The 20,782-nt window shown below is 73.4% G+C and carries 17 protein-coding genes; 11 read left to right on the top strand and 6 right to left on the bottom strand.

From position 1 onward, the window contains the following. Positions 1-19: 19 nt before the first annotated feature. Together aroA and rsgA are read left to right on the top strand one after the other, a co-directional pair. Entirely contained in the window at positions 20-1,291 is a 1,272-nt protein-coding gene (gene aroA / locus PT931_RS02215) for a 3-phosphoshikimate 1-carboxyvinyltransferase (protein WP_456244021.1), read from the top strand. Between the two features lie 71 nt (positions 1,292-1,362). After that, on the top strand, positions 1,363-2,298 hold the full coding sequence (rsgA, locus tag PT931_RS02210; protein ID WP_456244070.1) for a ribosome small subunit-dependent GTPase A: 936 nt from the start codon (positions 1,363-1,365) through the stop codon (positions 2,296-2,298). 107 nt (positions 2,299-2,405) lie between these two features. Here rsgA and PT931_RS02205 read toward each other — a convergent pair whose 3' ends face one another. Further along, on the bottom strand, positions 2,406-4,004 hold the full coding sequence (locus PT931_RS02205; RefSeq protein ID WP_456244020.1) for a hypothetical protein: 1,599 nt from the start codon (positions 4,002-4,004) through the stop codon (positions 2,406-2,408). Between the two features lie 87 nt (positions 4,005-4,091). On the opposite strand from PT931_RS02205, the gene hisN reads away from it, so the two are divergent. The 6 genes from hisN to PT931_RS02175 all read left to right on the top strand — a co-directional run bounded on the left by hisN (position 4,092) and on the right by PT931_RS02175 (position 10,288). Further along, entirely contained in the window at positions 4,092-4,886 is a 795-nt protein-coding gene (gene hisN, locus PT931_RS02200; protein ID WP_456244019.1) for a histidinol-phosphatase, read from the top strand. Positions 4,887-4,967: 81 nt separating this feature from the next. Next, complete coding sequence (locus PT931_RS02195; protein WP_456244069.1) at positions 4,968-5,801, top strand: hypothetical protein; 834 nt, start codon at positions 4,968-4,970, stop codon at positions 5,799-5,801. A 20-nt stretch (positions 5,802-5,821) separates the two neighbouring features. Then, positions 5,822-6,751, top strand: a complete 930-nt coding sequence (locus PT931_RS02190) for an ABC transporter ATP-binding protein (RefSeq protein ID WP_456244018.1) — start codon at positions 5,822-5,824, stop codon at positions 6,749-6,751. Continuing rightward, positions 6,751-7,512 (top strand): ABC transporter permease, encoded by a 762-nt coding sequence (locus PT931_RS02185; protein ID WP_456244017.1) that lies wholly within the window; start codon positions 6,751-6,753, stop codon positions 7,510-7,512. Before PT931_RS02190 ends, PT931_RS02185 begins: the two co-directional genes overlap by 1 nt. A 64-nt stretch (positions 7,513-7,576) precedes the next feature. Continuing rightward, entirely contained in the window at positions 7,577-8,359 is a 783-nt protein-coding gene (locus PT931_RS02180) for an ABC transporter permease (RefSeq protein ID WP_456244016.1), read from the top strand. 24 nt (positions 8,360-8,383) lie between these two features. After that, on the top strand, positions 8,384-10,288 hold the full coding sequence (locus PT931_RS02175; RefSeq protein WP_456244015.1) for an MFS transporter: 1,905 nt from the start codon (positions 8,384-8,386) through the stop codon (positions 10,286-10,288). A gap of 51 nt (positions 10,289-10,339) precedes the next feature. On the opposite strand, the gene PT931_RS02170 is transcribed toward PT931_RS02175, so the two are convergent. Further along, the gene (locus PT931_RS02170) at positions 10,340-11,173 is read right to left on the bottom strand and encodes a polysaccharide deacetylase family protein (RefSeq protein ID WP_456244014.1); all 834 of its coding nucleotides are present in this window, start codon (positions 11,171-11,173) and stop codon (positions 10,340-10,342) included. A gap of 38 nt (positions 11,174-11,211) precedes the next feature. Next, positions 11,212-11,577, bottom strand: a complete 366-nt coding sequence (locus PT931_RS02165; protein ID WP_456244013.1) for a MarR family transcriptional regulator — start codon at positions 11,575-11,577, stop codon at positions 11,212-11,214. Positions 11,578-11,663: 86 nt separating this feature from the next. On the opposite strand from PT931_RS02165, the gene PT931_RS02160 reads away from it, so the two are divergent. Next, positions 11,664-13,079, top strand: a complete 1,416-nt coding sequence (locus tag PT931_RS02160; protein ID WP_456244012.1) for an MFS transporter — start codon at positions 11,664-11,666, stop codon at positions 13,077-13,079. A gap of 93 nt (positions 13,080-13,172) precedes the next feature. On the opposite strand, the gene pdxR is transcribed toward PT931_RS02160, so the two are convergent. Next, positions 13,173-14,576: a MocR-like pyridoxine biosynthesis transcription factor PdxR gene (gene pdxR / locus PT931_RS02155; protein WP_456244011.1), complete on the bottom strand. Its 1,404-nt coding sequence runs from the start codon at positions 14,574-14,576 to the stop codon at positions 13,173-13,175. A gap of 49 nt (positions 14,577-14,625) precedes the next feature. On the opposite strand from pdxR, the gene PT931_RS02150 reads away from it, so the two are divergent. Beyond that, a complete protein-coding gene (locus PT931_RS02150; RefSeq protein WP_456244010.1) occupies positions 14,626-15,237 on the top strand; it encodes a mycothiol-dependent nitroreductase Rv2466c family protein in 612 nt (203 codons plus the stop codon). After that, the gene (locus PT931_RS02145) at positions 15,234-16,532 is read left to right on the top strand and encodes an MFS transporter (protein WP_456244009.1); all 1,299 of its coding nucleotides are present in this window, start codon (positions 15,234-15,236) and stop codon (positions 16,530-16,532) included. The genes PT931_RS02150 and PT931_RS02145 overlap by 4 nt, the downstream gene beginning before the upstream one ends. Here the strand turns inward: PT931_RS02145 and PT931_RS02140 are convergent. After that, positions 16,522-19,644 carry an ATP-binding protein gene (locus PT931_RS02140; RefSeq protein ID WP_456244008.1) on the bottom strand — a complete coding sequence of 1,041 codons (3,123 nt, stop codon included), beginning with the start codon at positions 19,642-19,644 and terminating at the stop codon, positions 16,522-16,524. The two genes, PT931_RS02145 and PT931_RS02140, sit on opposite strands and share 11 nt — an antisense overlap. A gap of 423 nt (positions 19,645-20,067) precedes the next feature. Then, the gene (locus PT931_RS02135) at positions 20,068-20,643 is read right to left on the bottom strand and encodes a Clp protease N-terminal domain-containing protein (RefSeq protein WP_456244007.1); all 576 of its coding nucleotides are present in this window, start codon (positions 20,641-20,643) and stop codon (positions 20,068-20,070) included. Positions 20,644-20,782 lie beyond the last annotated feature (139 nt).

Below are 20,782 nucleotides of genomic sequence, written 5' to 3'. Positions count from 1 at the left end.
GACCCGGCAGACTGGACCGGTGACTGAAACCCCCTGGACAGCACCCACCGCGACCGGACCGATCCACGGCACCGTCAGGCTGCCCGGTTCGAAGTCCATGACCGCCCGGGCCCTCGTCCTCGCGGCCGCGAGCGTCGACGCCTCCACGCTCCGCCAGCCGCTGAGCGCCCGCGACACCGACCTGATGGCCGCCGCCCTCCGCGGGCTCGGCGCGCAGGTCACCGTCGAGGACGAACTCTGGACCATCCGGCCCCGTCCCCCGCGCGGCCCGGCGCACATCGACGTGGGCCTCGCCGGCACGATCATGCGCTTCCTCCCCCCGTTCGCGGCGCTGGCCGACGGTGACATCACCTTCGACGGCGATCCGTACGCGCGGCGCAGGCCGCTCAAGCCGCTGCTGGACGCGCTGCGCGCCCTCGGCGTGCGCGTCACCGGCGACGGGCTCCCGCTGACCGTGCACGGCACCGGCCGGGTCCGGGGCGGCGAGGTCACGATCGACGCGTCCCTGTCCAGCCAGTTCGTGTCCGGGCTGCTGCTCGCGGCCACCGACTTCGACGAGGGCATCGTGGTCCGGCACGTCGGGCCGCCCGTGCCGTCCGCGCCGCACCTGAAGATGACGATCCAGATGCTGCGCGACGCCGGCGCCGGGGTGGACGACTCCGTGCCGAACGTGTGGCGGGTCGAGCCGGGCAAGCTCGCCGGCCGGGCCTGGAACATCGAGCCCGACCTGTCCAACGCCGCGCCGTTCCTGGCCGCCGCGCTGGTCACCGGCGGCGAGGTCAAGGTGCTGGACTGGCCGCGGTCGACCACCCAGCCCGGCGACCAGCTCCGGATCCTGCTCGGCCAGATGGGCGGGTCCTGGACGCTCGACACCGACGGCCTGACCTTCCGGGGTACGGGGAACCTGCGCGGCATCGACGCGGACCTCTCCCAGGTCGGCGAGCTGACCCCGGTGATCGCGGCGCTGTGCGCGCTCGCGGACTCCCCGTCGCACCTGCGCGGCATCGGGCACATCCGCAACCACGAGACGGACCGGCTCGCCGCGCTGGCCCGCGAGCTGTCCAAGGTCGGCGCGCAGGTCGACGAGACCGAGGACGGGCTCATGATCACGCCGGGCAAGCAGAGCGGCGCGGTCTTCGAGACGTACGACGACCACCGGCTCGCGCACGCCGCCGCCGTGATCGGCCTGCGGGTCGAGGGCGTCGAACTCACCGATGTCAGCTGTACGTCGAAGACGATGCCCGAGTTCCCGCAGCTGTGGGCCGGGCTCCTGGAAGGCCAGAACTCCTGAAGCAGTCGAAGGATTTTGACGAGGACGACATCCGGGTCCGACCGGGGAAGCGTTCCCGACCCCGGACCCGGATCCGGCCCAAGCACTCCGACGCGACCGCCGGGCTCGTGATCGCCGTCGACCGGGGGCGCTACACCTGCGTCACCGACGACGGCGAGCTCACGCTCACGGCCATGCGCGCCCGGGAGCTGGGCCGCAAGTCGGTCGTCGTCGGGGACCGGGTCGGCCTGGTCGGCGACGTGACCGGTTCCGCCGGTTCGCTGGCCAGGATCGTCCGGATCGACGAGCGGGTGTCCACGCTGATGCGGACGGCCGACGACGACGACCCCACCGAGCGGGTCGTCGTCGCGAACGCCGACCAGCTCGTCATCGTCGCGGCGCTCGCCGACCCGCAGCCCCGGACCGGGTTCATCGACCGGTGCCTCGTCGCGGCGTACCACACGGGCATCTCGCCCCTGCTCTGTCTCACGAAGGGCGACCTGGCCGGCCCGGAGGAGCTGCTCGACTACTACTCCGACCTGGACCTGGCCTGGCTCGTCATGCAGCCCGGCTCCTCGATCGACCCGCTGATCGACGCCCTCGACGGCAAGCTGTCCGTGCTCGTCGGGCACTCCGGGGTCGGCAAGTCCACGCTGGTCAACCGCCTGGTGCCGGGCACCGACCGGGCCGTCGGCGTGGTCAGCGCCATCGGCAAGGGCCGGCACACGTCCACGAGCGCCGTGGCCCTGCCCCTGGTCAGCGGCAACGGCTGGATCATCGACACCCCGGGCATCCGGTCGTTCGGCCTGGCGCACGTGTCCGCGCACAGCCTGCTGTACGGGTTCGACGACCTGGTCGACGGGACCCTGGACTGCCCGCCGAACTGCGAACACGACGAGCACTCGCCGGACTGCGCGCTCACCGGCTGGGTCGCGGCGGGCAACGCGGACCCGCGCCGGCTCGCCTCCTACCGGCGGCTGCTGGCGTCCCGGGCGGGCGAGGAGCTCTCGGGCCCGGACAGGACCTAGGACCACCCCGGGACGGGTACCGGATCGCGGGTGACCTCCCGCAGAAGTGCCGCCGTCACCGGGGCGGGCGCCCGGCGTAACCCGCTGAAGTCTGGTCTTGATCTGCCCTAGTTCGTCATGGTGTTGGGGAGGTGCGGGCCCAGGTAGCCGATGTAGATGGTGCCCGTGGTGGCCGTCGCGTCGTGGAAGTGCAGGCGCGGCGAGATCGCGCCCGCCGCGCCGATCCGGATGTGCGCGCCCATGAAGATCCGCCCGGCCGGGTGCACGGAGCGCGGTACCGGCAGCATCCGGTGGTTGGCGAACTTGGAGCTGTTGACGACCGTGTCGGACTCGGTCGGGGCCACCTTGCGGGCGGTGATCGCCAGGCCGCCCGGCGGGGGTTCGCGGCACCAGGCGTAGAAGTTGTTGCTGAAGCCGGCCGTGGCCCGGGCCCGGGCGTAGTCGGCGAGCGCGCGCAGGGCGTCCCAGGCGGAGACGGCCCAGGTGGAGTACTCGTGCTGCTCCTCCAGCGCCAGGGTGCGGTGCCGGTCCCCGGTGAACTCGACCCGCGGCAGCTCCCCCGTGTCGAGCCGGTCGAGGAGCTCGTCGAAGGACTTGGGCGGCTCGTCGATCGGCGGGCCCGCGTAGACCCGGTCGCCGTGGCCGGACTCGGTGAGCAGGCGTTCCAGGTAGCGGACCCGGTCGACGAGCCGGCTGCGTTCGCGCTGCTCGGTCTCCAGCTCGCTGTTGGCGTCGAAGAGGCGGCTGTCCAGCTCGTCGCGGCGGGCCCGGGCCCGGTCGCGTTCCCACTCGATCTCCTTGAGCAGGTGTTCGAGCTCCTCGTACCGGCCGCGCAGCTCCGTCAGCTCCACCTCCGACTCGCCCCCGGACCGGGCGAAGCTCACCTTGGCCAGCGCCTCCGGCAGCGGGCGGGACGCGGCGAGCCGGCGGGGCAGCAGGCCGATCAGTTGGCGGGCCCGGACCGGGTCGACCTCGATCCGCCGGCCGGCCAGCACCGGGTGCCGGGAGGCGTCGCCGGGGACCGCCGGGTCGGTCTCCTCCAGGTAGGTGCGCAGGAAGCCCGGTTCGACCTGGTAGCCGGAGTCGCCCATGCCCCGGTTGAACTCGGCGAGCGCCGGCGGGTCGAGGATGTACACGCTGGCCAGGCCGGCCAGGTCCGCCGTCACCCCCACCACGTCGTGCCGCCACGTGTCGAACGGCCGCTCCGGGTGCGGGGCCGCCACGACCACCGGCAGCCGGCGGTGCGGGGAGCACACCACGTCGAGCAGGTCCTCGACCCGGTCGGGGCGGATCAGTTCGGGCTCGGCGCGCAGCACGGCCTCGTCGTCGTACGCGTCGAACTCGGTGAGCAGCAGCCGGGCCAGCTTCGGCACGTGCGCGGGCTGCGCCTCGGCCCCCGTGACCGGGATGTGCTCGATGTCGAGGGCCACCCAGCTGCGGCCCGCCGACTCCGCCTGCACGGTCAGGGTGCTCAGCCAAGTGCCCTGGGGGTCGCGCTCGCGTAGCTGCCAGCCCCGGGTGCCGGTGGGGCTGACGTAGCGCATGTACACGCTGGGGGCGAGCTTCTGGTGCTCGTTGTCGTACGCGGCGACGCTGTAGTTCTTGTCGCGGAGCCAGGTGCGCAGTTCGCGCTCGGCCCGCTCGCGCGCCTCCCGGAACGCCAGGTCGATGTGGAACGCGGTGCGGTAGGGCAGTCCTGCGTCCATGCGTACCTCCCATCGACTGTTATCAAACATAGCGGCGTGGCCGTGCTCTGCAGATCCTCTGAAAAGGCATCGGATAGGTTTTCTCCCATGACGAGCTACGCGGACGATCTCGGCCTGGCCCACCTACTCGCGGACACCGCCGACGCCATCTCGATGTCGCGGTTCCGGGCCCTCGACCTCGTGGTGGACTCCAAGCCGGACCTGACGCCGGTCAGCGACGCGGACACCGCCGTCGAGAAGGCCCTGCGTGCGACGCTGGCCCGCAGCCGGCCCCGCGACGGCGTGCTCGGCGAGGAGTTCGGCACCACCCCGGCGAAGGCGGGTCCGGGGAACCGGCAGTGGGTGCTGGACCCGATCGACGGCACGAAGAACTTCGTCCGGGGGGTACCGATCTGGGGCACCCTGATCGCGCTCCTGGAGGGCGGCGAGCCGGTCCTCGGCCTGGTGTCCGCGCCGGCCCTCGGCCGCCGCTGGTGGGGGGCGCGCGGGCACGGCGCGTTCGCCGGGAAGCACGCCGCCCAGGCCACCCGGATCCGGGTGTCGGCGGTCTCGGAGCTGGCCGACGCCTCGCTGAGCTACTCGTCGCTGCCCTCCTGGGAGGAGGCCGGCCGGCTCGACGGGATGCTGGACCTGATGCGCGGCGCGTGGCGGACCCGGGCGTACGGCGACTTCTACGGGCACATGCTCGTCGCCGAGGGCGCGGTCGATGCGATGGTGGAGCCGGACCTGGCCCTGTGGGACATGGCGGCCCTGGTGCCGATCGTCACGGAGGCCGGCGGGACGTGCACCAACCGGGCCGGCGAGCCGTTGCGCGGCCCGGGCAGCGTGCTGATCAGCAACGGGCGGATCCACGACGTGTTGCTGGAGAAGCTCGGAGAGTGACTTGCGCCCGCCTGCTGAGGAACCGGTCGGCTACGGGACTAAGCTCGATCGGTGTCCTCAGGTTGGTTCTTCCTCGCAGCGATGGTCTTCGCGTACGGTGTGGCCAACCTCCTGCAGTCAATCGGCGTAAACAAGACCAAAGCCGGCAAGAACATGCACCCCAAGCTGCTGGTGCGGCTGTTCGGCCAGCGGATGTACATGCTGGGGCTGCTCTGCCAGATCGGCGGCTTCGTCCTCGCCTTCCTGGCCCGTAAGGACCTGCCGTTGTTCCTGGTCCAGGCGTGTATGACCGCCGGGCTCGGGGTCACCGCCGTCCTCGGCGTCCTGATGCTCAAGTGGAAGCTCCCCCGGGCCGAGGTGCTGCTGCTGACCCTGCTCGGCGCCGGGCTCGTCGGGCTCGTGTTCGCCGCCCGGCCCGCGCCGTCCCGGCAGATCGGCCTGCTCGGCATCGTGCTCCTGATCGTCGCCCTGATCGCCATCGCCGCCGCCGGGGCGTTCGCGGCCAAGCTGCCCGGGGTGCGCGGCTCGATGACCCTGGGCTCGCTCGCCGGGCTGAACTTCGCCGCCGCCGCGATGGCGTCCCGGCCGCTGGCCAACGTGGGTAACTTCGTCACGTTCGTCACGGATCCCCTGCTGTACCTGCTGATCGTGCACTCGCTGTGCGGCTCGCTGCTCCTCGCGCTCGGCATGCAGCGCGGCTCGACCATGGCCGCCATCGCCGGCATGGACGCGGCGGCGGCCGTCCCGGCGGCGGTGCTCGGCCTACTGTTCCTCGGCGACCAGATCGTCGGGGGTCGCGAGTGGCTCGCCGGGCTGGGCTTCCTCGTGACGCTGGCCGCCGTGCTGGCCCTCACCCGGTACTCGGCGCCCCAGCAGCTGCCCGCCCGCGAGAAAGTGATTGCGAAAGTGTCCTAGGGGCACGCTACGGTGCGTGCGTGTCCTTGATTCACGCGCGCGACCTCGTCAAACAGTTCGGTGACTTCACCGCCGTCAACGGCATCGACGTCGACGTCGCCCCGGGCGAGGCGTTCGGCTTCCTCGGCCCGAACGGGGCCGGCAAGTCGTCCACGATGAAGATGATCGGTTGCGTCTCGCGGCCCACGTCCGGCGAGCTGCGGATCCTCGGCCTCGACCCGGTGACCGACGGCAGCGCGATCAAGGCCCGGATCGGCGTCGTCCCACAGACCGACAACCTCGACCAGGAACTGACCGTCCGGGAGAACCTGACGGTCTACGCCCGGTTCTTCGGCCTGTCGAGGGCCGTGGCCCGGGAGCGCGCCGCCGAGCTGCTCGACTTCGTCCAGCTCAGCGAGCGGGCCGACGACCGGGTCGAGCCGCTGTCCGGCGGGATGAAGCGCCGGCTGACCATCGCCCGCGCCCTGATCAACGAGCCCGAGCTGGTCCTGCTCGACGAGCCGACCACCGGGCTGGACCCGCAGGCCCGGCACCTGGTCTGGGAGCGGCTGTTCCGGCTCAAGCAGCGCGGCGTCACCCTCGTGCTCACCACGCACTACATGGACGAGGCCGAGCAGCTCTGCGACCGGCTCGTCGTGATGGACGGCGGCCGGATCGTGGCCGAGGGCTCGCCGCGCGAGCTGATCGAGCGGCACTCGACCCGCGAGGTGCTGGAGCTGCGGTTCGCGCTCACCGAGATGGACCAGCTGGGCGCGCTCGCCGAGAAGCTCGACGGCATCGCCCAGCGGATCGAGATCCTGCCCGACCGGCTGCTGCTGTACACGGCCGACGGCGACGCGGCGACGTCCGAGGTGCACGCCCGGGGCGTCGTCCCGGCCGCGGTGCTGGCCCGGCGCGCCACCCTGGAGGACGTGTTCCTGCACATCACCGGCCGGACGCTGGTCGACTGATGACGGGCACCCTCGCGGTCTACGAGTACTTCCTGGTGATGTACCGGCGCCTGTGGCGCGCCAGCGTCTTCAGCCAGTTCATCGCGCCCCTGCTGTTCGTCGTGGCGCTGGGCACCGGCGTCGGCTCGTTCGTGAACCGGGGCGGCTCCCTGGGCGTCGACTACCTGACGTACCTGGTGCCGGGCCTGATCGCGTCCACGAGCATGAGCCTGGCGGTGTCGGAGTCCACCTTCCCGGTGTACGGCCACTTCGCCTGGAACCGGTACTACTTCGCGATCCAGGCCACCCCCGTGCACGTGGGCGGCATGATCGCCGGTCAGGTGGCGTTCCTGCTCACCCGGACCCTGATCGCCGGCTTCGCGTTCCTGCTGGTGATGGGCGCGCTCGGCGAGGTGCACGGCGTCGGGATCCTCGGCGTGGTGCTGGTCGGCATGCTGCTGGCCCTGGCGGTCGGGCCGGCGACCATGGCGTTCTCGGCCTGGGTCTCCTCCGAGGCGTACTTCGCGCTGCTGTTCCGGTTCGTGGTCGCGCCGCTGACCCTGTTCTCGGGGGTGTTCTTCCCGGTCAGCCAACTGCCGGGCTGGCTGCGCCCCGCGGCGTACGTGTCGCCGTTGTGGCACGGGGTGGAGCTGTGCCGGTCGTTCGCGTACGCGGGGTTCCCGCTGGGCAGGTCCCTCATGCACGTCGGGTACCTGCTCCTGCTGTCCGCCGCCGGGCTGTACGCGGTCCGGGTCGCCTTCCTCCGCAGGCTGGAGCGGTGATGCCGCAGAACCGCGCCGCCCCCGCCCGAGACCGTGCCGCCCCCGAAACGGATGGACCCGAGTCATGATCGCCCTGATGGTGTCCGCCCGGCGGGCCGGCGTGATGATCGAGCGCAACGTCGCGGTCTACAAGCGGCTGCCGTGGAACATCGCGTCCGGCGTCCTGGAGCCGATCTTCTACCTGTTCAGCATCGGGATCGGGGTCGGCGCGCTGGTCGACGGCGTGTTCACGGTCGACGGCGAGCCGATGTCCTACGCGCTGTTCGTCGCGCCGGCCATGATGGCCCAGGCGGCGCTGAGCGGGTCGCTGATCGAGTGCGTGTTCAACTTCTTCGGCAAGATGAAGTTCGCCAGGTTGTACGACGCGTTCCTGGCCACCCCGCTCCAGCCGATCGAGATCGCGACCGGCGAGCTGGCGTTCGCCCTGATGCGCGGCGGGGCGTACTCGGCGGTGTTCCTGGTCCTGATGGCCGCGATGGGGATGACCAGCTCGTGGTGGGCGGTGCTCGCGCTGCCGGCGGCGCTGCTGATCGGCGTCGCGGCCGGCGGGCTGGGGCTCGCGGTGGCGACGTTCCTGCGCGGCTGGCAGGACTTCGACTACGTGACCGGGGGCATGACCGCGATGTTCCTGTTCTCGGGGACGTTCGCGCCGATCGGGCTGTACCCGGCGTGGACCCAGTGGGTGATCCAGGCCCTGCCGCTGTACCACGGCGTGGAGCTGCTGCGCGGCCTCACCACCGGGCACGTCGGTCCGGGCCTGCTGGTGCACGTCGCGTACCTGGTCGCGCTGGGCATGGCGGGGCTGTGGGTGGCCAACCGGCGTATGGGCAAACTCCTGCTCAGCTGAGACGCCGCCCGTATTGTCGGGTTCATGGCGCAGCAGAAGCGGAGTGTCGGGGTCATCATCGGCGCGCTCATGCTCGCCATGCTGCTCGCCGCCCTCGACCAGACCATCGTGTCCACGGCGCTGCCCACGATCGTCGGGGAGCTCGGCGGGCTGGAGCACCTGTCGTGGGTGGTCACCGCGTACATGCTCGGGTCGACCGTCGCGACGCCGCTGTGGGGGAAGCTCGGGGACCAGTACGGGCGGAAGAACCTGTTCCTCGGGGCCATCGTCATCTTCCTCGCCGCCTCCGCGCTGTGCGGGCAGGCCGGCACCCTGGGCGAACTGATCGCGTTCCGCGCCCTCCAGGGCATCGGCGGCGGCGGACTGATGGCGCTGGCCGCCGCGATCGTCGGGGACGTCGTCCCGCCCCGGGAACGCGGCCGGTACCAGGGCCTGTTCGGGGCCGTGTTCGGCGTGAGCAGCGTCGCCGGCCCCCTGCTCGGCGGGCTGTTCGTCGACCACCTGAGCTGGCGCTGGGTGTTCTACGTCAACCTGCCGCTCGGGGTCCTGGCCCTGGTCGCCGTCGCCGTCGCGCTGCGCCCCACCGAGGTCAAGACCCAGCACAAGGTGGACTTCCTCGGGATCGGCCTGCTCGCCGCCGCCGTGAGCTGCCTCGTGCTGCTGACCAGCTGGGGCGGCACCACGTACGAGTGGGACTCGGTCGAGATCATCGGGCTCGGGGTGGCCGCCGTCGTGCTCGCCGTGGGCTGGTGGCTGTCGGCCCGGCGCGCCGCGGAGCCGGTACTCCCCCTGCATCTGTTCAAGATCCGGGTGTTCGCGCTCGGCTCGGCGATCAGCTTCGTGATCGGCTTCGCGATGTTCGGGGCGCTGACGTTCCTGCCGCTGTTCCTCCAGGTGGTGCACGGGGTCAGCGCCACGATGTCGGGGGTGTACCTGCTCCCGATGGTCGGCGGCCTGCTGCTCACCTCGATCACCAGCGGCCAGCTGATCAGCCGGACCGGGCACTACCGGATCTACCCCATCGTGGGCACGGTCGTCACCGCGCTCGGCCTGTTCCTGCTGTCCCGGATGGACGAGAACACGTCCGCGCCGGTCTACAGCGTGTACTTCTTCGTCCTTGGCGCCGGCCTGGGCCTGGTCATGCAGGTGCTGGTCATCGCCGTGCAGAACTCCGTCGGGTACCGCGACCTCGGCGTCGCCACCTCCGGCGTGACCTTCTTCCGCTCGATCGGCGGCTCGTTCGGGGTGTCGGTGTTCGGCACGATCTTCTCCAACCGGCTGGAGGCCACCCTGGGCGGGGCGCGGCCGGGCACCCCGGAGTACCTGCACGCGTACGCGGCCTCGTTGCAGACCGTGTTCGCGCTGGCGACCCCGATCGCCCTGCTGGCCTTCGTGTTCGCGGTCATGCTCCGCGAGGAACCGCTCCGCGACGGCCTGGCGACGAACTCCGACCTGGGCGAGTCCCTCGGCGGCGCGCCCACCCAGCGCACCAGCCTCGCGGAGGTCGAGAAGGCCCTGTCCCAGAGGGCGGACACCGAACTCCGACACGGGTACTACCGGTGGCTCGCCGCCGAGTCCGGCCTCGGGATCAGCCCCGCCGGGTGCTGGATCCTCGCCCGGCTGTCCCAGCTCGGGCCGACCCCGGGGGCCGAGCTGGCCGACCTGGCGGGGACGACGGTGGAGGAGGGCCGGCCGTACACGGACGGTCTCGTCGAGGCCGGGCTGCTGCGCCGGGTGGACGGCACCCTGGAGCTGACCGTGGCCGGGGAGCAGGCGGCGGAGAGGTTGTTCGCGCTGCGCCGCGCCGGGCTGGAGAAGCTGCTCGGGGACTGGTCGCCGGACACCGAACCGGACCTGGACGCGCTGCTGGACCGGATGTCGCGGGCGCTGCTGGGGGCGGACGCGGACCGGGTGCGGGCCGGGTCCTGAGGGGACCGGGCGCGCGACCCCGGACTGGCGCGGCTCCGAGCTGGCGGGCGGCTACAGCGGTACCAGGGTGAATCTGGTCTTCAGGGTCGGCAGCAGTCGGCGGTACGCCTCGATCGTGTCCGGCTTCCCGTTGTCGTGGGACAGCACGATCGACCCCGGCCGGGTGGACCCGTTGACCGCCGCGACCACGTGCTCGATCATCGGCGCGCCGTGCCCGTACTTGGTGCTCTCCCAGTCCCGGGGGTCCACGTCCCAGTACGCGGAGCGCATGCCCAGCTGGCGGGCCGTCGCGACGAGCCCCGGGGTGAAGTTGCCGCCCGGGGCCCGGAAGTAGGGGATCGGCACGCCGGGTGCCGCGTTGTGGATCGCGTCGTTGGTGCGCTGCAGGTCCGCCCGGATGTACCCGTCGTCGTGCTTGGCCAGGTCGAACAGGTGCTGCCACGAGTGGTTGCACAGGGTGTGCCCCTCGGCCGCGATCCGGCGGACCAGCGCGGGGTGGTCCCGGGCCCGGAAGCCGACCAGGCAGAACGTGGCCTTCACGCCGTTCTGGTGGAGGATGTCGAGGATCTTCGGGGTGTTGACCGGGTCGGGGCCGTCGTCGAAGGTGAGCGCCACGGCCTCCGTGCCGGTGAACCTGATCGCCCCGCCGGGACCGTCCACCGAGGTCGAGGGGGACGCGCTCGGCTTGCCCGAGGCCGACGGGGTCGGGCGGGCACTCGGCGAGGCGGACGGCGACGGGGTGGGGCTCGGGGTGGGCAGCGGCGGGGTCATCGGCCCGGCCGGTTGCCAGAGCGCCTCCCGGCGGGTCCGCCCCATGGCCCCGCCGGCCAGAGTCCCGCCGAGGACGACAACGATGGCGAGGACGGCCAGGAGGGTACGGCGCATCGGGCACTCCGAGGGGTCGAACGGGACGTCCGGCCAGGTTACGCCAGGTGCGCGGCCAATACTGTGCGCTGGGTGGGCAGTGCCTGTGCGTAACGGATGGTGCCGGCGTCCGTGAGCCGCACGAACACGCCCCGCCGGTCGGTCTCACAGACCTCGCGGGTGACCAGTGTGTCGCGCTCGAGCCGGGCGACGACCCGCGACAGCGCGCTCTGACTCAGGTGCACGCTGGTGGCCAGCTCCTGGATGCGCATGCAGTCGCCGTTCTGGGCCAGGCGCTCCAGGACCTCGAACTCGCTGACGCCGAGCTGGTGCTGATCGTTGAGCGCCCGGTCGAGGGCACAGGAGGTCGCGTGGTATCGCTCCAACAGGCCGCGCCAGGCGCTGACCAGCTCCGTGTCGGTCACGTGCGCATCGTACCAGGACCCGTACATAATTTGTTCATGCATTTTTTGTACTTGCATTAATTGCAACTGCATGTAGATTACTGATCATGACCTCCGTGGCGACCCTTGCCCCTTCTGCCCCAACAGTCACCTGGACCCCGCGCCTCTGGGGCGCGCTCATCGTGCTCTGCGGCGCCCTCTTCCTCGACGGACTCGACATCTCGATGGTGGGTGTCGCGCTCCCGTCGATCGCCGGCGAACTGGGCCTCAACCCGAGCTCCCTGCAGTGGATCGTGAGCGGCTACATCCTCGGCTACGGCGGCCTGCTCCTCCTGGGCGGACGCACCGCCGACCTGCTCGGCCGCCGCCGGGTGTTCCTGATCGCCCTCGCCGTGTTCGCCGCCGCCTCACTGCTCGGCGGCCTGGTCAGCGACCCGACGCTGCTGATCGCGACCCGGTTCATCAAGGGCGTGGCCGCCGCGTTCACCGCCCCGGCCGGCCTGTCGATCATCACCACCACGTTCCCCGAGGGCCCGGCCCGCAACAAGGCGCTGAGCATCTACGCCGGCTTCGGCGCGACCGGCTTCTCCTCCGGCCTGATCCTCGGCGGGCTGATGACCTCCGTCGGCTGGCGGTGGACCTTCCTGATGCCCGTCCCGATCGCGCTCGCGGTCCTGGCGTTCGGCGCGCGGCTCATCCCCCGCGACCACGCGCCTGAGAACCGGGGCGGCTACGACGTCGCCGGCGCCGTGACCAGCACGGCGGGCCTCCTGATCCTGGTGTACGCGGTCGTGCAGGCCCCCACGGTCGGCTGGCTCGCCCCCGGTACCGTCATCGGGCTCCTCGCCGCCGTGGCCCTGCTCGTCGCGTTCGTCGCCATCGAACGCCGGGCCAAGCACCCGCTCGTGCGGTTCGGCATCTTCCGCAACCGGTCCGTGGTGTCGGCGAACCTGGCCGCGCTGGCGATGTTCGGCTCCTACGTCGGCTTCCAGTTCATCGGCACCATGTACATGCAGTCCCTGCTCGGCTGGTCGCCGCTGTCCATGGCGCTCGCGTTCCTGCCCGCCGGCCTGATGGTGGCCGTGGGCGCGCCCCGGGCCGGGTTCCTGGTCGACCGGTTCGGCGCGGGGAAGATCGTGGCCGCCGGCTTCGTGTTCTTCGTCGTCGGCTACGCGCTGTTCCTCCGGATCGGCGAGGAGCCCAACTACGTCTCCGAGGTGCTGCCCAGCATCATCTGCCTCGGGTTCGGCTTCGCCCTGGCGTTCCCGACCCTGAACATCCAGGCCACCACCGGGGTCGACGACGCCGAGCAGGGTCTGGCGTCCGGGCTGGTCCAGACGTCGATGCAGGTCGGCGGCGCCATCGTGATCGCCGCGGTCACCGCCGTGATCGCGTCCGCCGGCAAGGTCGAGACGCCCCGGGAGGTGCTGGACAGCTACTACCCGGCGCTGACCGTGGTGACGGCGGTGGCCGTCGCCGGGCTGGCGTTCACGATGCTCGGGATCCGCAAGGCGCGTCAGTAGGCGGGGGGACGAGGGCCCGGGAGGAGACTCCCGGGCCCTCGTGCGTTCCCAGCCTCCGCCGGGTACCGGGACCAGCGGCCCGCCGCGGCCCCGCTAGAAACACGTCCGCAGCCGGCGCAGCCCCTCCTCCACACCGGAGATCGCGCCCCACCCGATCACCAGCCCGTGCTGGGGCTCCTCCCCGCAGTAGTTCGCCAGGGACTCCACGGCCACGCCGACCCGGGCCGCCCGGGCCACGATGTCGGCCGCCTCCGGCCCCGACCGCGCGCACAGGTGCAGACCGGCCGCGCTGGGCACCAGGTCGAACCGGTCGGCCACCGCCTCGATGATCCGCTCGCGCCGGGACGCGTACACCCGGCTCGCGCGGCGGATGTGCCGGGCCAGCAGGCCGTCCTCGATGAACCGGGCCAGCGCGCCCTGGGCGTAGGAGTCCCCGTGCCAGTCCAGCAGTTGTCTCGCGGTGCGCAGGGCGGTGCGCAGCGAGGCCGGGGCGATCAGGAAACCCTGGCGCAGCACCGGGAGCATCGTCTTGGAGAACGAGCCCACGTAGATCACCCGGCCCGCGCCGTCGAGGCTCTGCAACGGTTCCAGCGGCCGGTCGGAGAACCGGAACTCGCTGTCGTAGTCGTCCTCCACGATCACCGTGCGGTGCCGTTCGGCCCAGCCGAGCAGGTCGGCCCGCCGGCCCGGGGACAGCGGCGTGCCGAGCGGGAACTGGTGCGACGGGGTCACGTACACGAGGCGGGCGTCGGGTGGGATCGCCGACACGACCAGGCCCTCGCCGTCCACCGGCACACCGACCACCCGCGCGCCGTGCGACTGGAACAGGCGGCGCGCGGGCGGGTAGCCGGGTTCCTCGACGGCGACGCAGGAGCCGGGCTCGACGAGTACCCGGCCGATCAGGTCCAGGGCCTGCTGCGCGCCGTGCGTGACCAGCACGTCCTCCGCGCCCGCCCGGACCGACCGGGACACCCCGACGTGCCGGGCGATGGCCGCGCGCAGCCCGGGGTGGCCGGCCGGGTCGGCGTAGTCGGCGGTGGGGGTCGCGCGCAGTTCCGCCGCGACGAGCCGCCGCCACGCGCCGGCCGGGAACAGCGCCGCGTCGGGCACCCCGACCCGGAAGTCGAACTCCGGCGGCGGCCCGGCGGGCACCGGGGCCGGGATCGCGTCCCAGAGCCGGCGGGGGCGCACGGACCGGCCGGCCGGCGCGTGCCGGGCCGCGCGCCGGGCCCCGACCCGGGTGACCGCCTCGGCGGCGACGAAGGTGCCCGCGCCCACCCGGCCGACGACGAAGCCCTCGGCGGTCAGCCGGTCGTACGCGGCTGCGACCGTGTTGCGCGACACCTCCAGGCTCGCGGCCAGTTCCCGGGTCGGGGGCAGCCGTTCGCCGGGGCGCAGCCGGCCGTCGAGGACCGCGTCGAGGAGCTGACGGTAGATCCGGGCGGTCAGGTCGCCCCGGCCGGCCAGGGTCACGTGGAAGTCCACCGATTGGCCCATCCGTACTCGTCAAAATTGGATCTTCTAGCTGGCCAATCTACTCCCTAGAGTGATCGACATGGAGATGATCGACCTGTGGTTCGACCCCCGGTGCCCCTGGGCCTGGATCGCCTCGCGCTGGCTGCTGGAGGCCGAGCGGGTCCGCGACGTGCGGGTCGGGTTCCACGTCATGAGCCTCGTGGTGCTCAACGAGGGCCGCGAGATCGACCCGTGGTACCGGGAGTGGCTCACCCCCGGCATGGGCCCGGTCCGGGTCGCCACGGCCGTGGAGGCCAAGTACGGCGCGGACGCCCTGCGCGACTTCTACACCGCCCTCGGCACCCGGATCCACCTGGACAAGGCCCCGATCGGCCCGGCCCTGTACGTCGCGGCGCTCACCGAGCTGGATCTCGACCCGGTGCTCGCCGACGCGGCCGACATCTCCGTGCACGACGAGGCCCTGCTGGCCAGCCACCACGCGGGCATGGCGCCGGTCGGGGACGCGGCCGGGACGCCGGTGATCCATGTCGCCGGGAGCGCGTTCTTCGGGCCGGTGGTCAGCCCGGCCCCGCGCGGCGAGCAGGCCGGGCTGCTGTGGGACGCGGTGCGGACCCTGGCGGGCATCGACGGGTTCTCCGAGATCAAGCGGCCCCGCAACGGCCGGCCGCTGGTGGAGCCGTGACGCCCGCCGGCCGGGCCACCACCCCGGCCACCGGCCCCGCCACGCCGCCCACCGCCCGGGACGGGTCCGCAGGCCGGAGCGGCTCCCCCGCCCGCACCCTCGCCCTGGCCCAGCTCACCAACTCCATCGGCGACGGCGCCTTCTACGTCTGCTCCGCCCTCTACTTCGCCCGCATCATCGGCCTGTCCCCCACCCAGATCGGCTTCGGCCTGACCCTCGGCTGGGCGGTCGGCGCCGTCGCCGGGGTCCCCCTCGGGCACCTCGCCGACCGGCGGGGCCCGCGCGGCACCGCGATCATGCTGGCCGTCGCCACCGGGGTGGCCGTCTCGGCGTTCCTGGTGGTCCGGTCGTTCCCGCTGTTCGTGCTCGCCGCCTGCGTGTACGCCTGCTGCCAGTGTGGCCTGACCGCCGCCCGCCAGGCCCTGCTCGCCGGCCTCGTGGACCCCGCCCAGCGCACCAGGGTCCGGGCCGCGCTCCAGTCGACCGTGAACGCGGGACTGGCCGTCGGCGCGGCCCTGGGCGGCATCGCGCTGTACCTGGACACGCCCCGGGCGTACCTGACCGTGTTCGCCGTCGACGCCGTGAGCTTCCTGCTCGCCGCGCTCGTCCTGCGCCGGCTGCCCGCCGTGGACGCCGTGCCGGCCGGGGCTGCGGGGGAGCCCCGGCTGGCCGTGCTCCGGGACCGGCCCTACGCGCTGATCACGCTGCTCAACACCGTGCTGCTGCTGTACATGCCGCTGTTCAGCCTGGTCATCCCGTTGTGGATCGTGCAGCGGACCGAGGCGCCGCGCTGGCTGGTGTCGGCGCTGCTCGTGGTGAACACGGTGAGCGTGGTGCTGTTCCAGGTCCGGGTCGCGCGCCGGGTCACCGACCTGCGGTCCGCGGCGCGCCTGATCCGGTGGGCGGGGGCGGTCATGCTCGTCTCGTGCGCCATCTTCGCGCTGTCCGGGGACGGGCGGGCGAAGTGGACGTCCGCCGCGATCCTGCTGGTGGCCGCCGGGTTGCAGGTGGTGGGCGAGATGATGCAGGCCAGCGGGGCGTGGGAGATCAGCTTCGGGCTGGCCCCGGCCGGGAAACAGGGCCAGTACCAGGGCTTCTTCGGTACGGGGACGGCCGTCGCCCGGATGCTCGGTCCGCTGCTGCTGACCACGCTGGTGATCGGGTGGGGCGCGCCGGGCTGGCTGGTCCTGGGCGGGCTGTTCCTCGGGGCGGCGTGCGCGATGGGGCCGGCGGTGCGGTGGGCCGAACGGGACCGCGCGACCCCGGTACCCGCAAATGGAGTTTCTATTCGTTGAGGAGGTGAATAACTTCCTCGCGGGTCAGCGCCGCGCCCCGACCGTGCGCCGCCGCGAAACCCGACGCCCCCAGCGCCGCCGCGGCCCCGGCCGTGACCCGGGCCGCGTCCGGGTCCCCGGCCAGGGACGCACCCCGCAACGCCACCACCGAACCGAGCAGCAGCGCCGCCCGCCCCGGGTCCCCGTCGAGCAGCGCCACCTCGGCGAGGGCTTCGGCCACCCTCGCCACCGCCATCATGTTCGGATGGCCCAGGCTCACCGCCAGGGCCTGGCGCAGGACGCCCCGGGCCTCCCTGGCGGCACCCTCCGCCGCGGTGACCCGGCCCAGCGCGGTCAGGATCTCCGCCCGGACCATCTCCCCGCCCCAGGTGACCGTGGCGCACTCCCGCAACGCCGTCTCCAGCAGCCGCCGGGCCCTGGGCAGCTCGCCCCGCAGCCGGGCCAGTTCGCCGAGCCGGCGGTGCGCGCCGGCCAGCTTCTCGGGCACGCCGGCCCGGCGGAGCAGCTCGGCGGACCGCTCGTAGTCGGCCTCCGCCGCCGCCAGGTCCCCGCTGCGGAGCTGGCTGTCGCCGCGCCGGCCGAACAGGTCCGCCTGGTCCTCCAGCGCGCCGAGCTGTTCGACCAGCTCCAGGGCCTCGCCCATCAACGCGATGGACCGGTCGTGGTCCCCGCGCGCCTCGGCGAACAGGGCCAGCGGGTCCAGGGTGTTGGCCATCCCCCACCGGTCGCCCAGCGCGCGGAACCCGGCGAGCGCCGCCTCGAACTCCGGCTCCGACCCGGCCAGGTCCCCGTTGAACTGGTGCTGGTAGCCGAGCCCGACCCGGTACAGCGCCAGGGACCAGGGTTCGTGGTCGAGCTGCCTCTCGTACGCGGCGATGTCCGTACGGTGCGGCCCGGCCGACAGCGCCCAGAGCACCGTCGTGCACGGGTACCGCAGCGTGTGGTCGATCCCCGCCATCAGCTCCTGCGCCCGGTCGAGCAGCGCCACCAGCTCCGGCGCGTCCGTACCCGTGGACACGGCGTTGACCACGCACAGCACGTACTCCTCGTGCAGGTCCGCAGGTGGTTCGGTGCCGACCGCGGCGAGGATCTCGGCGGCCAGCGGGGCGGCCTCCCCGCGCAGGCCGCGCAGCCACCAGTCCCAGGACAGGATCGCGACCAGCCGCAACGCCAGCGCCGGGTCCGCCCGGGCCGCCCAGCGCACGGCCGCCAGGCAGTTGGGGTGCTCGGCGGCGAGCCGGGCCAGCCACGCCAGCTGGTCGTGCCCGCGCAGGTGGGGGTCGGCGGTCGTGGCCAGCCCCAGGAAGTACTCCGCGTGCGCCCGGCGCAGCCGCTCCGCCTCCCCGGCCTCGACCAACCGCTCGGCGCAGAACACCCGGATGGTGTCGAGCATCCGGTACCGCCCGCCCGCGTCCTCCACCAGCGACTTGTCCGCGAGGTCGGCGAGCAGCTCGTCCACCTCGTCGGCGGGCAGGCCGCACACCGCCGCGGCGGCGTCGAGCGTCAGGCCGCCGGTGAACACGGTCAGCCGCCGGGCGAGGGTCCGCTCCGCGTCGCCGAGCAGGTCCCAGCTCCACTCGACCACGGCGCGCAGCGTCTGGTGCCGGGCGGCGGCGGTCCGGCTCCCCCGGGACAGCAGCCGGAACCGGTCGTCCAGCCGCGCGTCGACCTCCGCCACGCCCAGCGACCGCAACCGGGCGGCGGCCAGCTCGATCGCGAGCGGCGAACCGTCCAGCGCCGCGCAGATCCGCAGCACGGCGTCCACTGTGGTCCCGTCGAGGGCGAAGTCGGGGCGCACGGCGGCGGCCCGGTCCACGAACAGCCGCACCGCCGGAAATTCCAGAACCTTCTCCAGCGGGGTACCGGCCGGCGGCGCCGCCAACTGCCGCACCGGGCACAACGCCTCCCCGGTGATCCCGAGCGCCTCCCGGCTCGTGGCCAGCACCCGCAGCCCCGGACACGCGCCCAGCAGCCGGTGCGTCAGCCGGGCCGCGTGCTCGACCACGTGCTCGCAGTTGTCCAGGATCAGCAGCAGCGGCCGGTCCGTGAGCGCCGCGACCAGCCGCTCGACCGGGTCCGCAGGCCCGCCCGCCGACGGCAGCAGCCCGCCCTCGCGCAGCCCGAGCGCCGCGAGCACCGCCTGCGGCACCTCCCCGCCGTCCCCCAGCGGCGCGAGGTCCACGAAGCACACCTCGCCCCGGCCCAGCCCGCTCGCCTCGATCGCCAACCGGGTCTTGCCCGCCCCGCCCGGCCCGGTCAGGGTCACCAGACGGGTACTCCCGAGCAGCGCCCCGATCCGCGCCAACTCCCCGGCCCGGCCCACGAAGCTGGTCAACTGCGCGGGCAGCCCGCGCCTTGTTGGTCCCGTCACCGCCGGCAACTCCCCCCGCAGCACCGTGACGTGCACCGCCGCGAGCTCCGGCGACGGATCCGCCCCCAGCTCGTCGGCGAGGATCCGCCGGGCGTCCTCGTACACGGCGAGGGCCTCCGCCTGCCGGCCGCTGCCGGACAGCGCGCGCATCAACTGCCCCCGGGGCCGCTCCCGCAACGGGTACTCCTCGATCAGCGCCCGGAGCGCCGGCACCACGTCCCGGTGCCCGCCGAGCGCCAACTCGGCCTCCGCCCGGTCCTCCACCGCCGCCGCCCGCGCCTCCGCCAGCCGCGCCGCCTGCCCCTCCGCGAACGGCGAGTCCCGGACGTCCCCGAGCGCCGGACCGCGCCACAGGTCGAGCGCCTCCGTGAGGAGGGCTGCCGCTCCGCCGTGGTCCCCGACCGCGAGGGCGCGCTGACCGTCCCGGGCCAGCCGCTCGAACCGGTGCGCGTCCACGTCCTCCGGGTCGACCGCCAGGCGGTAGCCCGCCGGGTGGAACTCGACCAGGTCGGCCCCGCCCAGGCCGCGGCGGAGGCGGGACACCTGGGACTGGAGGGCGTTGGCCGCGCCGGCCGGTGGGTGTTCGCCGTACAGGCCGTCGACCAGGCGCTCCGTGGGGACCAGGCGGCCGGCGTCCAGGAGGAGGAGCGCCAGGAGGGCACGCACCCGGGGGCCGCCGACGGGGACGGGGGTGCCGTCGGCGAGCCGGGCCTCGACGGGCCCCAGGATGCTGAAGATCATGAGGGAGATTCTCCCCCACGTACCCCCGGATGGCCCTGCCCGGATTGTGTCTCCGGCCGGTGGGTGGGACCCGGGCCGCGTCGCGGCGCCTCCCCCGGGGCGGGGTCCGGGCCGCATCGGGCAACCTCCCCCCAGGGCCGGGATCAGGCCGCGTCGCGCAACCTCCCCGGGGCGGGGTCCGGTCCGCGTCGCGCGGCCTCCCCCGGGCGGGACCCGGGCCGCATCGCGCGGCCTCCCCCGGGCGGGACCCGGGCCGCATCGCGCGGCCTCCCCCGGGCGGGACCCGGGCCGCATCGCGCGGCCTCCCCCGGGCGGGACCCGGGCCGCATCGCGCGGCCTCCCCCGGGCGGGACCCGGGCCGCATCGCGCGGCCTCCCCCGGGCGGGACCCGGTCCGGGTCGCGCAACCTCCCCCGGGCGGGGATCAGGCCGCGTCGCGCAGGCCCGTCACGACCCGGGTGCGCAGGTCGTCGAGGGTGACCCCGGCGTCGGTGAGGATCCGCGCCGCCAGCCCCTGCTCCTCGCGCACCAGCCCGAGCAGCAGATGCTCCGACCCGATGTGTTTGTGCCCGAGGTGCAGGGCCTCCCGCAGCGACAGTTCCAGCACCTTCTTCGCCCGGGGCGTGAACCACCGGTGGCCCGTGTCCTTGCGGCGCAGGAACCCCCGCCGCCGCTCCGGCTCGGGCGGCTGGAGCGCCCCCGCCCCGAAGGTCTCCTCGACCCGGGCCCGGACCGCGTCCAGGTCGATCCCGATCTCCCGCAACGCGGCGGCGTCCTCGTCGCCGAGCAGCCGGGGCGCGCCGAGCCGGCGGACCTCCGCCCGGACCCGCTCCCTCTCGACCCCGACCGCGCTGAGCACCGTGTACGCGAGCCCGGCCTCCGGGTGCAGCATCGCCAGCAGCAGGTGCTCGGTGCCGACCTTGGCGGCGCCCAACTCCCTGGCCTCCTGCTGGGACCGGATGACCGCCGCGCGGGCCTGGACTGTGAACCGTTCGAACATCGTTCCTCCCGTTGGATCGTGAGCGGATGTACGTCCCGCCAACCGGCGACTCGTGAGTGACCGGATTCGCGGGTGGGCCGTCGTGTGGGTGGGCGGTTTCGCGGGTCACGCCAGGCTCGGGGGTGGCCGAGCCGCGCCC

This window comes from Longispora urticae (assembly GCF_053902585.1).
This window is presented reverse-complemented; position numbering and strand designations above follow the sequence as displayed.

Coding starts and splice junctions, on each gene's coding strand:
- PT931_RS02205 (WP_456244020.1), bottom strand. CDS start 4,004: ATGGACGCAGGACTGCCCTACCGCACCGCGTTCCACATCGACCTGGCG.
- hisN (WP_456244019.1), top strand. CDS start 4,092: ATGACGAGCTACGCGGACGATCTCGGCCTGGCCCACCTACTCGCGGAC.
- PT931_RS02195 (WP_456244069.1), top strand. CDS start 4,968: ATGGTCTTCGCGTACGGTGTGGCCAACCTCCTGCAGTCAATCGGCGTA.
- PT931_RS02185 (WP_456244017.1), top strand. CDS start 6,751: ATGACGGGCACCCTCGCGGTCTACGAGTACTTCCTGGTGATGTACCGG.
- PT931_RS02180 (WP_456244016.1), top strand. CDS start 7,577: ATGATCGCCCTGATGGTGTCCGCCCGGCGGGCCGGCGTGATGATCGAG.
- PT931_RS02175 (WP_456244015.1), top strand. CDS start 8,384: ATGGCGCAGCAGAAGCGGAGTGTCGGGGTCATCATCGGCGCGCTCATG.
- PT931_RS02170 (WP_456244014.1), bottom strand. CDS start 11,173: ATGCGCCGTACCCTCCTGGCCGTCCTCGCCATCGTTGTCGTCCTCGGC.
- PT931_RS02160 (WP_456244012.1), top strand. CDS start 11,664: ATGACCTCCGTGGCGACCCTTGCCCCTTCTGCCCCAACAGTCACCTGG.
- pdxR (WP_456244011.1), bottom strand. CDS start 14,576: ATGGGCCAATCGGTGGACTTCCACGTGACCCTGGCCGGCCGGGGCGAC.
- PT931_RS02140 (WP_456244008.1), bottom strand. CDS start 19,644: ATGATCTTCAGCATCCTGGGGCCCGTCGAGGCCCGGCTCGCCGACGGC.
- PT931_RS02135 (WP_456244007.1), bottom strand. CDS start 20,643: ATGTTCGAACGGTTCACAGTCCAGGCCCGCGCGGCGGTCATCCGGTCC.